This window comes from Mesorhizobium sp. WSM4898, from assembly GCF_029625845.1.
Taxonomy (GTDB): domain Bacteria; phylum Pseudomonadota; class Alphaproteobacteria; order Rhizobiales; family Rhizobiaceae; genus Mesorhizobium.
The window spans coordinates 103,732-115,671 of the sequence record NZ_JARTVQ010000011.1 but is presented as its reverse complement, the minus strand read 5'-3'; the positions used below and the strand labels follow the sequence as shown (position 1 = coordinate 115,671).

General features: G+C 64.5%; 10 protein-coding genes. 7 read left to right on the top strand and 3 right to left on the bottom strand.

Going from position 1 to position 11,940, the window contains the following annotated elements:
- Positions 1-51 precede the first annotated feature (51 nt).
- On the top strand, positions 52-1,203 hold the full coding sequence (locus P9228_RS28245) for a citrate/2-methylcitrate synthase (protein ID WP_067319400.1): 1,152 nt from the start codon (positions 52-54) through the stop codon (positions 1,201-1,203).
- A gap of 3 nt (positions 1,204-1,206) precedes the next feature.
- Here the strand turns inward: P9228_RS28245 and phaR are convergent, their stop codons facing one another.
- The gene (gene phaR / locus P9228_RS28240) at positions 1,207-1,800 is read right to left on the bottom strand and encodes a polyhydroxyalkanoate synthesis repressor PhaR (protein WP_067319402.1); all 594 of its coding nucleotides are present in this window, start codon (positions 1,798-1,800) and stop codon (positions 1,207-1,209) included.
- A gap of 300 nt (positions 1,801-2,100) precedes the next feature.
- Between phaR and P9228_RS28235 the strand changes: the two genes are divergently transcribed.
- From P9228_RS28235 to P9228_RS28210, 6 genes are all read left to right on the top strand, one after another.
- Positions 2,101-3,288: an acetyl-CoA C-acetyltransferase gene (locus P9228_RS28235; protein ID WP_067319404.1), complete on the top strand. Its 1,188-nt coding sequence runs from the start codon at positions 2,101-2,103 to the stop codon at positions 3,286-3,288.
- A 133-nt stretch (positions 3,289-3,421) separates the two neighbouring features.
- On the top strand, positions 3,422-4,144 hold the full coding sequence (locus tag P9228_RS28230) for a beta-ketoacyl-ACP reductase (RefSeq protein ID WP_067319406.1): 723 nt from the start codon (positions 3,422-3,424) through the stop codon (positions 4,142-4,144).
- Between the two features lie 724 nt (positions 4,145-4,868).
- Positions 4,869-8,282, top strand: coding sequence for a helicase-related protein (locus P9228_RS28225; protein ID WP_278056729.1), 3,414 nt, complete (start codon positions 4,869-4,871; stop codon positions 8,280-8,282).
- Positions 8,283-8,297: 15 nt separating this feature from the next.
- Complete coding sequence (locus tag P9228_RS28220) at positions 8,298-8,684, top strand: RNA-binding S4 domain-containing protein (protein ID WP_067001879.1); 387 nt, start codon at positions 8,298-8,300, stop codon at positions 8,682-8,684.
- Between the two features lie 149 nt (positions 8,685-8,833).
- A complete protein-coding gene (fdxA, locus tag P9228_RS28215) occupies positions 8,834-9,172 on the top strand; it encodes a ferredoxin FdxA (RefSeq protein ID WP_067001876.1) in 339 nt (112 codons plus the stop codon).
- 375 nt (positions 9,173-9,547) lie between these two features.
- Positions 9,548-10,129 (top strand): CarD family transcriptional regulator, encoded by a 582-nt coding sequence (locus P9228_RS28210; RefSeq protein ID WP_040974338.1) that lies wholly within the window; start codon positions 9,548-9,550, stop codon positions 10,127-10,129.
- A 254-nt stretch (positions 10,130-10,383) separates the two neighbouring features.
- Here P9228_RS28210 and P9228_RS28205 read toward each other — a convergent pair whose 3' ends face one another.
- Together P9228_RS28205 and P9228_RS28200 are read right to left on the bottom strand one after the other, a co-directional pair.
- Entirely contained in the window at positions 10,384-11,178 is a 795-nt protein-coding gene (locus P9228_RS28205; RefSeq protein ID WP_278056724.1) for an amino acid ABC transporter ATP-binding protein, read from the bottom strand.
- Complete coding sequence (locus P9228_RS28200) at positions 11,175-11,855, bottom strand: ABC transporter permease subunit (protein ID WP_278053467.1); 681 nt, start codon at positions 11,853-11,855, stop codon at positions 11,175-11,177. The genes P9228_RS28205 and P9228_RS28200 overlap by 4 nt, the downstream gene beginning before the upstream one ends.
- Positions 11,856-11,940: the final 85 nt, after the last annotated feature.

Here is an 11,940-nt window from a genome sequence, read left to right as displayed (position 1 = left end):
CAATCAACGCATCAATCTTGATCAACTGAATCAATATGAGGCGGTGCGAACTTGTCCGAATGGCTGACGCGGGAGGAAGCGCTGGCGCGGCTCAAGGTCCGGCCGCAGACCCTTTACGCCTATGTCAGCCGCGGCCGCATCGGCATGCGGCCCGACGGGGCCGATCCGCGCCGCAGCCAGTATCGAGCCGACGACATAGCCGCGCTCGCCACCCGTCGGGCGCGCGGGCGCAGCCCCCAGGCGATCGCCGAAAGCGCCATCGCCTGGGGCGAGCCAGCGATCACCACTGCCATCTCGACCGTGCTGCACGGCCGCCTCGTTTATCGCGGCAAGGATGCCGTTGCGCTTGCCGCGACAGCGACGCTGGAGGAGGCAGCAAGCCTGCTTTGGGCATCCGGCGCCGCGATATCCTTCGCATCGCTGACGCCTTCGATCGTTCGCGAGAGCGGCACCCCGACGGCCTTTGCAAGATTGTCGGCGCTTGCCGCGGCTGGCCGGCCTTCGCTCGGCCGCAGGCCGGGCATGCTGCAGCAGGATGGCGCCAGCGCCACCAGCGTGCTCGCAACGTCACTCGGTGCAAGCCCGGGGGCGGAGCCGGTGCATGAAAGGTTGGCGCGCGGCTGGTCGGTCGACGCTGCCGGTGCCGATCTCATCCGCAAGGCGCTGGTGCTTTTGGCCGATCACGAGCTCAACGCCTCGACCTTCGCCGCACGCGTCGCCGCTTCGACCGGCGCGCCGATCGTGGCCTGCCTGCTTGCCGGGCTCGCTGCCCTTACCGGCCCGCGTCATGGCGGCGCCGGCGCCGCGGCCATCGCGCTGGTCGAGGATGCCGAGCGGCTCGGGCCGGACGAGACGATCGCGCGCTGGCTGGCCCACGACCGGCCGCTGCCCGGCTTCGGCCATCAGCTCTATCCCGAAGGCGATCCGCGCGCCGAGGCTCTGCTGCCCGACCTCGACATCGCTGACGATCTGCTTCATCTGCGCGACGCCGTCCTTGCCGCGACCGGCATGCGCCCGAATGTCGACTTCGCGCTGGCCGCGCTGACGCGCAGCCTCAATCTCCCCGCCGACGCGCCCTTTCGCCTGTTCGCGCTCGGTCGCAGCATCGGCTGGACGGCGCATGCCATCGAGCAGGTGACGAGCAACAGGCCGATCAGGCCGCGAGCCCGCTATGACGGCCCTGCAGGAACACCTGACGGCTAGCCATCACGACATGGTGTCGAGCTTGCGCTGCATGGCGGCGATCTGCGCCTTCAATTCCTGCAGGTCGTCGGATTTCTCGTCCTTCTTCGGCGGCTCGGCGGGCGCAGCGGAATTGGGGCCGCCGGACGGGAACGGCGTGAACATGCGCATCGCGTTCTGGAACATCTCGACGTTGCGCCGCGTCTGTTCCTCCAGCGCCTTCATCGGCGTCTTCATCATGTCGATCGGCGTCTTGCCGAAGGCGCCCTTCAGCTGCTCGCGGAAACGCTCCTGCTCCTTGGAGAAGGCGATCATCGACTGTTCGAGGAAGCTCGGCACGATCATCTGCATCTGGTCGCCGTAGAAGGAGATCAGCTGGCGCAGAAACGGGATCGGCAGCATGTTCTGCCCGTCCTTGTTCTCCAGCTCGAAGATGATCTGGGTCAGCACCGGATGCGTGATGTCGTCGCCGGTCTTGGCGTCCTGCACGGTGAATTCTTCGCCCTTCTTGACCATCTCGGCCAGATCTTCGAGCGTCACATAGGTGCTGGTGCCGGTGTTGTAGAGCCGGCGGTTGGCGTACTTCTTGATGACGATCGGGTCGTCTTTTGCGGCCATCCGTATCCTCCCCAGGATACCGGCGCGTTCACAGTAAGCGGCCGGTAACGATTGCGCCATTTGTCGAGGATATGCGCAAAAGCGTCACAATTCCAAGCGGTTTGTGCAGTGCGGCATCAATTAATGCCGAAAGGGCGGGCCAAATTGTGCTGCAGCGCGATGGCCACGCCGTCACGATAAGCGCTCGACTTGCTTGCCGCGCATGGCGGCCATGCCGATTTCCGGTTTGACTCAGGTGCTTGAACGGGCAAGAAAGTCTCCAAGGATAGCCTAACGACACCTCGAAGCCTGGAGAAGAAAATGTCCGCTTCCAATTCAATCGTCGTCGCCAGCGCAGCCCGCACAGCAGTCGGCTCCTTCAACGGCAGTTTCGCCGCCACGCCCGCGCACGAGCTCGGCGCGGTCGTCATCAAGGAATTGCTCGCGCGTGCCAAGGTCGACCCGGCGGAGGTGGACGAAGTCATCCTCGGTCAGGTGCTGACCGCCGCTCAGGGCCAGAACCCGGCCCGCCAGGCTTCCATCAATGCCGGTCTGCCCAAGGAGACGACTGCTTGGGGCCTCAACCAGGTTTGCGGCTCGGGCTTGAGGGCCATTGCGCTCGGCATGCAGCAGATCGCCACCGGCGACGCCAAGGTGATCGTCGCCGGCGGCCAGGAATCGATGTCGCTGTCGCCGCACGCCCAGCACCTGCGCGCCGGCGTCAAGATGGGCGACTACAAGATGATCGATACCATGATCAAGGACGGCCTATGGGATGCCTTCAACGGCTACCATATGGGCAACACCGCCGAGAACGTCGCTCGTCAGTTCCAGATCACCCGCGAAGTCCAGGACGAGTTCGCGCTGGCCTCGCAAAACAAGGCCGAGGCGGCGCAGAAGGCCGGTAAGTTCAAGGACGAGATCGTCGCCGTCACCATCAAGGGCAAGAAGGGCGACACCATCGTCGACCAGGACGAATACATCCGCCACGGCGCTACGCTGGATGCCATGACCAAGCTGAAGCCGGCCTTCGACAAGGACGGCACCGTCACCGCCGCCAATGCTTCGGGCATCAATGACGGAGCCGCCGGCGCGCTGCTGATGAGCGAGGCCGAGGCTGCCAGGCGCGGCATCACCCCACTGGTCCGCATCGCCTCCTGGGCGACCGCCGGCGTCGACCCGGCGATCATGGGCACCGGCCCGATCCCGGCCTCGAAGCGGGCGCTGGAGAAGGCCGGCTGGTCGGCCAAGGACCTCGATCTCGTCGAGGCCAACGAGGCCTTCGCCGCGCAGGCCTGCGCCGTCAACAAGGGCATGGGCTGGGATCCCTCGATCGTCAACGTCAATGGCGGCGCCATCGCCATCGGCCATCCGATCGGCGCCTCGGGCGCCCGCGTGTTCAACACGCTGGTCTACGAGATGCGCCGCCGCGGCGCAAAGAAGGGCCTCGCGACGCTTTGCATCGGCGGCGGCATGGGCGTTGCGATGTGTGTGGAAGCCTTGAACTGAGCGAATGGCGAACTGAGCGAATAGCGAATGGGGAGTAGCGAATAGGGGGAAATGGCGTTGCACGACGGGCTATCGATCCCTACTCGCTATTCGCCACTCCCTATTCGCTCTTCCGACCAAAGGGAGGAAATGCATGAGCAAGGTAGCAATCGTCACGGGCGGATCGCGCGGCATCGGTGCGGCGATATCGGTGGCCCTGAAGAATGCCGGCTATTCGGTCGCCGCGAACTATGCCGGCAATGACGAGGCGGCCCAGAAATTCAAGGCCGAGACCGGCATCCCCGTCTACAAATGGTCGGTCGCCGATTATGACGCTTGCGCCGCCGGCATCGCCCAAGTCGAGGCTGATCTCGGTCCGGTCTCGGTGCTGGTCAACAATGCCGGCATCACCCGCGACACCATGTTCCACAAGATGACCCGCGAGCAGTGGAAGGAGGTCATCGACACCAACCTTTCCGGCGTCTTCAACATGACGCATCCGCTATGGAACGGCATGCGCGATAGGAAGTTCGGCCGCGTCATCACCATCTCCTCGATCAACGGCCAGAAAGGCCAGATGGGCCAGGTCAATTATTCGGCCTCGAAAGCCGGCGATATCGGCTTCACCAAGGCGCTTGCCCAGGAAGGCGCCCGCGCCGGCATCACCGTCAACGTTGTTTGCCCCGGCTACATCGCCACCGACATGGTCATGGCCGTGCCGGAAAAAGTGCGGGAATCGATCATCGCTCAGATCCCGGTCGGCCGTCTCGGCGAGCCGGAGGAGATTGCGCGCTGCGTTGTCTTCCTCGCCTCCGAAGACGCAGGCTTCATCACCGGCTCGACCATAAGCGCCAATGGCGGCCAGTATTTCGCCTGAGATCTTGTTCGGCTGAACTCTTCTGACACCGATGGCAGGCGGCCCGCCGCAAACGGGCCGCCTGTTTTTGTCTGCGCTCCGGCAGCACCGGGTGGGCATGCCTCAATTTGGCACGCAAAAGTTAACAGCCTCCCCGCGCCCTGTGGGAAACCCGGTTCACAAGCTGTGGATTTTCGGTGCACAAGCTTTGGACAACACCATATCTAGGGGTGAACAAAACAGGAAGTTTTGCAGATCGCTGATTCGTCGCCGATTCGTTCCGGCTTTGGCCGAGAAGTTAACGCGCCGCGCCGGAAATAGGCGCGAAGAAGATTAACGCCGGTTAGGAAAGATCAACCATTTCACAATGTTGGCGGCCGCGCTCGAGTCCGTCGCGGTCGCTCCCCCGCAAAGGTTAACGACGCTCCGGAACCAGCGCGAGCCAAGCACGAAACGGGCCAGTTCACAGATTCAGCATGTGGTGAGACTCATGGTCAAAAAATCCACATATAGCCGTGAACAAAACCTGAATCAGAGCGAGTCAGTGATTCGTCGCCGATTCGTTCCAGACTCGTTCCAACGGTTAATCGGCCGCGGATTTTGACCTTGCCTGTCGTCGCGCCATCTCTTGATGGGAACATTCCGCTTTCGCTTCGCGTCTGAAATCCCTATGTGTGCCCTGTCACACGCGGCGGCACCGCCGCGTCCCCGACAACAAGCGGCAGAAAGCCTCATTTCCGAGCCGATGAATATCCAGCCGAAACCCTCCCAGCCGCTGATCCTTTCCGGCCGCGACGTAACGGCCGTGCTCGGCCCCACTAACACCGGCAAGACCCATCTCGCCATCGAGCGCATGGTGTCGCACGACACCGGCATCATCGGTCTGCCGCTGAGGCTCCTTGCCCGCGAGGTCTATACGCGCGTCTGCGAGAAGGTCGGCGCCAGCAAGGTGGCGCTGATCACCGGCGAAGAGAAGATCGTGCCGGCGAGCGCGAGATATTCCGTCTGCACCGTGGAAGCGATGCCGCGAGAGACCGATGCCGCCTTCGTCGCCATCGACGAGGTGCAGCTCGCCGGCGACCTCGAACGCGGCCACATCTTCACCCACCGCATCCTGCATCTGCGCGGCCGCCAGGAGACGCTGCTTCTGGGCGCCGCCACCATGCACGGCATCCTGCAACGCCTGCTGAAGGGCGTCTCGGTGGTGACGCGGCCGCGGCTGTCGCATCTTGCCTACGCCGGCTCGAAGAAGCTCACCCGCCTGCCGCGGCGCACGGCGATCGTCGCCTTCTCCGCCGACGAGGTCTATGCCATCGCCGAATTGATCCGCCGCCAGCAGGGCGGTGCTGCCGTCGTTCTCGGCGCGCTCAGTCCCCGCACCCGCAATGCCCAGGTGGAGATCTTCCAGTCGGGCGACGTCGACTATCTGGTCGCCACCGATGCCATCGGCATGGGCCTGAACCTCGACCTCGAGCACGTCGCCTTCGCCCAGAACCGCAAGTTCGACGGCTACCAATACCGCAACCTGACCGCCGCCGAGCTAGGCCAGATCGCGGGGCGTGCCGGCCGACACCTGCGCGACGGCACCTTCGGCGTCACCGGCCAGGTCGATCCGTTCGACGAGGATCTGGTCAAGAAGATCGAGGGGCACGATTTCGACCCGGTGAAGGTGCTGCAGTGGCGCACCGCCGATTTCGATTTTGCCAGCCTCGATGCCCTGAAACGCTCGATCGAGACCAACGCGCCGGTCGAAGGGCTGACCCGGGCATTGCCGGCGGTCGACGCTCAGGCGCTGGAACATTTGTCGCGCGACGCCGACATCAGGACGCTTGCCACCGGCAGGGAGCGCGTGGCGCTGCTGTGGGAGGCCTGCGCGCTGCCGGACTACCGCAAGATCGCGCCCGCCCAGCATGCCGACCTCATCGCCTCGATCTATATGGACCTTGCACGCCATGGCCATGTCGATGAGAATTACATGGCCGAGCAGGTGCGGCGGGCCGACACCACGGATGGTGATATCGACACGCTGTCGCACCGGATCGCCCAGATCCGCACCTGGACCTTCGTCTCCAACCGACCGGGCTGGCTGGCCGATCAGCTACACTGGCAGGAAAAGACGCGCGAAATCGAAGACAGATTGTCGGATGCGCTGCATGAGCGGTTGACGAAACGCTTCGTAGACCGCAGGACTTCCGTCCTCATGCGGCGCCTTAGAGAAAATACCATGCCTGAAGCTGAAATCAGCCCAACCGGAACCGTGCTCGTCGAAGGCCATCACGTCGGCGAGCTGCAGGGATTCCGCTTCACCGCCGACCAGAGCGCCGGCGGCGAGGACGCCAAGGCGGTGCGCACCGCTGCCCAGAAGGCGCTCGCGGCTGAGTTCGAGGCGCGCGCCGAGCGCTTCGCCGCCTGCGCCAACGGCGATCTGGCATTGGGCTCGGACGGTGTCCTGCGCTGGATCGGTGCGCCGATCGGCACCCTGGTTGGCGGCGACGAGGCCTTGAAGCCGCGCCTTGTGCTGCTTGCCGACGAGCAGCTCACCGGCCCTGCCCGCGACAAGGTCGCGGCGCGCGCCGAGCGTTTCGTCAATTTCCAGATCGAGTCGCTCTTGAAGCCGCTGGTCGATTTGAAGAACGCCGAGCAGCTCACCGGCATCGCGCGCGGCATCGCCTTCCAGCTCGTCGAGCATTTCGGCCTCATCAACCGCCGCGACATCGCCGAGGAAATGAAGTCGCTCGACCAGGAAGGCCGGGCGGCCCTGCGGCGTCTTGGCGTGCGCTTCGGTGCCTACCACGTCTTCGTGCCGGCGCTGATCAAGCCGGCGCCGGCCGGGCTGGTGACGCTGCTCTGGGCGCTTAAGAGCGACGGCAAGGACAAGCCAGGCTTCGGCGACGTGGTGAATGCGCTGGCATCGGGCCGCACCTCGGTGGTCATCGATCCTGCTTTCGACAAGACGTTCTACAAGCTCGCCGGCTATCGCAATCTCGGCCGCCGCGCCGTGCGCGTCGATATCCTAGAGCGGCTGGCCGATCTCATTCGCCCCGCGACCAACTGGAAGCCCGGCCTCGGCCAGCGACCCGACGGCGCCTATGACGGCCACGCCTTCATGGTGACGCCGCCGATGATGTCGATCCTCGGCGCGACCGCCGACGACATGGAAGAGATCCTAAAAGGCCTTGGCTATCGCGCCGAACCGAAGCCGGCGGCGGAGGTGAATGCCAAGCTCGACGCGCTGGACAATGCCGCCCGCGAGGCCGCGGCTGCGAAGCTTGCGGCGGAAGAGGCTGCGCGTGCTGCACAGGCGGCAGAGGCGCACGCCGTGGCAACAGACACGGTTGTAGAGGCAACGATCGAGGGATCCGAGCCGGCTGCCGCTGAAGTTCCTGCCGACGCCATCGCGGAAGCCGCGACGGAGCCTGACGCGAAAGATCCGGCGGAAGCTTCGGCTGCGGTCGCGGAAGAGACTCCGCCTGTGGAGACCGCTGCAGCGGTGGACGCTGCAGCAGCGTTTGGGTCGGCTGAAAGCGGCGACGCCTCCACCTCGATGGGGGAGGTCGCGGCGGGAAGCGACGCGGGTGGGGCTGACGGCGCCGACGATGCAGACGGCACCAACACCGCCGACGCCGGCGCTCTCCACGAGGGCGAAAGCGGTGAAGGCGCAGAGCCCCCCGCCGAGCCGGAAGAGCCGAAGCCGATCCTGCTGTGGCGGCAGGCGCGCTTCGACCATTCGCGCCCGCGCCACCGCTATGACAATCGCCGCGACAATCGTCCGCGCAAAGGCCAGGCTGCAGGCGATGGCCAGGCGGCTGCCACGGGTGGCCAGGCCGGCGATCGGCCAGCCCGTGAGGGCCGCCGCGACCAGCGCGACGGGGCCGGCAAGCCGCGCTTCGACCGCTCGAAGTTCAAGCCGAGACCGGAACGCGAAGGCGGCGAACGGCGCGAAGGCAGGCCGCAGGGCGAGCGTGCCGATCGCCACGAGGGGGGCCGCCGCGAGGGCCGGCCGGACTGGAAAGGCAACAGGCAGGACGGCAAAGGCAATGCCGCAGGCGGCAGCAAGCCGGCCTTCCAGGGCAAACCGCGCGAGGAGCGTCCGCAGCGCTTTGATCCGGATTCACCCTTTGCCAAGCTCGCCGCCTTGCGCGACCAGCTGAAGAAATAGCCTCGGCCGGTCCCGATGGTTGGAGAAGGCCGCCAGCGCATCGACAAATGGCTGTTCTTCTCGCGTGCGGTGAAATCCCGGTCGCTGGCGGCGAAGCTCGTCGTTGCCGGGCGCGTCCGCATCAATCGCGACAAAGCAGCGCAGGCCTCCGATCTGGTCAAGGCCGGCGATGTGCTGACCATCACGCTCGACCGCCGAATCCTTGTCTGGAAGGTGCTTGGGCCCGGCGCCCGGCGTGGTCCTGCCGACGAGGCGCGGCTGCTTTACGAGGATATGTCGCCGCCGCCGACGCCCAAGGGCGAGGCGGTTCCTGACGCCATTCCGGCGCTGCGCGAAGCCGGCACCGGCCGTCCGACCAAGCGGCAGCGGCGGCAGACGGACCGGCTGCTCGGCGAGGACTAGAAGATTCGACGGAACCTCGTCGCGGCAGGCGCGCGGAATTCCTTTCCGCGATGCCGGCTCAGGCGGGAAGTCCTGCCCTTGCAAGCGGCGGGCAAAGGCGTTACCTCACCAAAAAAGCCCAGCAAATACGGGACGTCCCGGAGCCTGCGATGACCTATGTCGTGACCGATAATTGCATAAAATGCAAATACATGGACTGCATCGAGGTCTGTCCGGTCGACTGTTTCTACGAAGGCGAGAACATGCTCGTCATCCATCCTGACGAGTGCATCGACTGCGGCGTGTGCGAGCCGGAATGCCCGGCCGACGCGATCAAGCCGGACACCGAGTCCGGGCTCGACAAATGGTTGCAGGTCAATTCCGAATACGCGGAGAAATGGCCCAACATCACTGCCAAGAAAGAGCCGCCGGCCGACGCCAAGAACTTCGACGGCGAGGCCGGGAAGTTCGAGAAGTATTTCTCGCCGGAGCCCGGCGAAGGCGACTGAAGGCTGGACCGGGCAAGCCGGCATGACGCCACGTAAGCGAGCCGATACAATTGCTGTCTTGACAGCCAGCGATGGCGCATGGCGTTAGCGAATGCAGCAAAACCTTGATTCTTCCGACTTTTTGTGTTATATCCGCGAAACATGCCGGTGACACAACGTCGATTTATGGCGCTAACGCCCCAAATCACTGAAAGGTGAACTTTTCAAATCCGGACCAGAGCGATCTGGGGCAGGCAATCGCATTCGTGCGGTTTGTCGGCCCCGGCTTATTCCGGTGAGTTCACTTGTTGTGCGGCTAAAGATCGGCTTCCGCCGATCGTCTGAGTTCAGCCGGCGCCGCCATGCCGGCGCTACAACTAAGGAGTTCAGGGCGTAATGGCAACGATCACCCCGCAGAAGAAGTCCACCGCGGCCCGTCACGGGTTCAAGACCGGTGAGTTTATCGTTTACCCGGCGCATGGCGTCGGCCAGATCGTGGCCATCGACGAGCAGGAAGTCGCGGGTCACAAGCTGGAGCTGTTCGTCATCGATTTCCAGAAGGACAAGATGAGGCTTAAGGTGCCGGTCGCCAAGGCGACCTCTATCGGCATGCGCAAGCTCTCGGAAGAGGATTATGTCGATCGCGCGCTGAAGGTCGTGCAGGGCCGCGCCCGCATCAAGCGCACGATGTGGTCGCGTCGCGCGCAGGAGTATGATGCCAAGATCAATTCCGGCGACCTGATCTCGATCTCGGAAGTGGTGCGCGACCTCTATCGCGCCGACAACCAGCCGGAGCAGTCCTATTCCGAGCGCCAGCTTTACGAAGCCGCGCTCGACCGCATGGCTCGCGAGATCGCCGCCGTCAACCGCATGTCGGAGACCGAGGCGGTTCGCCTCATCGAGGTCAACCTCAACAAGGGTCCGAAGCGCGGCGCCAAGGCCGACAACGAGGAAGCCGAGCAGGAAGAAGCTGCCTGAGCATTCGCCTGCCGAACAACGAAGAACCCGGCCTGGCGCCGGGTTTTTGTTGCGCAATATCGGAAGGTCGGCGCTGCCCTCATCCGCCTGCCGGCACCTTCTCCCGTATAGTGAACGGGGAGAAGCGAGATGACGGCGTCGTTGGCGCCCATTCTGAAACGTTGGCGATTGGCGAACTCTCTGATGAAAGCGTCCTTTCTCCCGTCACTATACGGGGAGAAATGCCCGGCAGGGCAATGAGGGGCAGCGCCAACTTATGAAGGAATCATACCTGATCCCCCGCCCCCGCCTTCCTTCCGCGCCTCCTCCTGCCGCAGCGAGGCGATGAAGCGCTTGGTCCGCTCGCGCTCGGGGTTGTCGAACACGATCGAAGCCGGGCCCTTCTCGACGATCGAGCCGGCATCGAGGAACACCACCTCCTGCGCGATCTTGGAGGCGAGTCTCAGATCATGCGTGGCCATCACCATGGTGGTGCCCTCGCGGGCCAGTTGACCCAGCACGTCGACCACTTCCTGCGCCAGCTCCGGATCGAGCGCCGAGGTCGGCTCGTCGCAAAGCAGCACGCGCGGCGACGGCGCCAGCGCCCGGGCGATCGCAACGCGCTGCTGCTGGCCGCCTGACAGAGTCGCCGGCCAGGCATCGGCCTTATGCGCCATGCCGACCTTCTCGAGCAGCGCCATCGCCCGCTCGCGCGCCCGCGCCTGCGGCCATTTCAGCACCGTCACCAGCCCTTCCATGACGTTCTCGATCGCGGTGCGATGCGGAAAGAGCTGAAAATTCTGAAACACCATGCCGGTCTGCAGCCGCACGCGCTGAATGTCCGCCGCCGGTACCTTGGCGCCCGGCCGAAATTCCAGCGTCTCGTCGCCGATGCGCAAAGTGCCCGAGGTCGGAATTTCCAAGAGGTTGATGCAGCGCAAGAGCGTGCTTTTTCCGCCGCCCGAAGGCCCGACCAGCGCCGTGACACTGCCTTCGTCGATGCTGACGGTGACACCTTTCAGGACAAGATTGTCGCCGAAGCGCTTCTCGATGTTGGTAAGGCCGATCATGCATTGGCCTCCAGGAAGCCGCCATAGCGGTTGAGCCGCACCTCCAGCCGCGCCTGCAGAGCCGACAGCACCGAGCTCATCGCCAGATAGAGCGCCGCCGCCTCGACATAGAGGATCAGCGGCTCGTAAGTGGTGGCGACGATGCGCTGCGCAGCCTGGAACATTTCGGGCACCGTTATTGCCGCCGCGAGCGAGGTGTCCTTGACCAGCGATATGAACGTATTGGAGAGCGGCGGCACCGCGACGCGGCTCGCTTGCGGAAGGATCGTGCGCCGCATCGCCTGGCTCCAGGTCATGCCGATCGAATAGGAGGCCTCCCACTGCCCTTTCGGCACCGAGCCGATGACGGCGCGGATGATCTCCGACGTGTAGGCGCCGATATTGAGCGTGAAGCCGATCAGCGCTGCGGGAAAGGCATCGAGCAGGATGCCCACCGACGGCAGGCCGTAGAAGATCAGGAAGAGCTGCACCAGGAGCGGCGTGCCGCGAAAGATCCAGACATAGAAGCGCACAAGCGCGACCAGCGCTTTCGGGCCGAACAGCCTGATCAGCGCCGTCACCAGCCCGGCCATAAGCCCCAAGGCGAAGGACAGCAGCGTCAGCGGCACGGTGAAGATCAGTGCCGCCCATAGCAGCGTCGGCAGCGACTCCAGCATCAATTGCAACCAGTGCGGCACGGAGCCCTTCTCCTTTCCGGACGCTGCGGCCCTCTGGCCGCATGCCGAGCGACTATCAGGTAAAAATCGGCGGGCCGTCAAAGAC

Coding starts and splice junctions, on each gene's coding strand:
- phaR (WP_067319402.1), bottom strand. CDS start 1,800: ATGGCCGCAAAAGACGACCCGATCGTCATCAAGAAGTACGCCAACCGC.
- P9228_RS28235 (WP_067319404.1), top strand. CDS start 2,101: ATGTCCGCTTCCAATTCAATCGTCGTCGCCAGCGCAGCCCGCACAGCA.
- P9228_RS28230 (WP_067319406.1), top strand. CDS start 3,422: ATGAGCAAGGTAGCAATCGTCACGGGCGGATCGCGCGGCATCGGTGCG.
- P9228_RS28225 (WP_278056729.1), top strand. CDS start 4,869: ATGAATATCCAGCCGAAACCCTCCCAGCCGCTGATCCTTTCCGGCCGC.
- P9228_RS28220 (WP_067001879.1), top strand. CDS start 8,298: ATGGTTGGAGAAGGCCGCCAGCGCATCGACAAATGGCTGTTCTTCTCG.
- fdxA (WP_067001876.1), top strand. CDS start 8,834: ATGACCTATGTCGTGACCGATAATTGCATAAAATGCAAATACATGGAC.
- P9228_RS28210 (WP_040974338.1), top strand. CDS start 9,548: ATGGCAACGATCACCCCGCAGAAGAAGTCCACCGCGGCCCGTCACGGG.
- P9228_RS28205 (WP_278056724.1), bottom strand. CDS start 11,178: ATGATCGGCCTTACCAACATCGAGAAGCGCTTCGGCGACAATCTTGTC.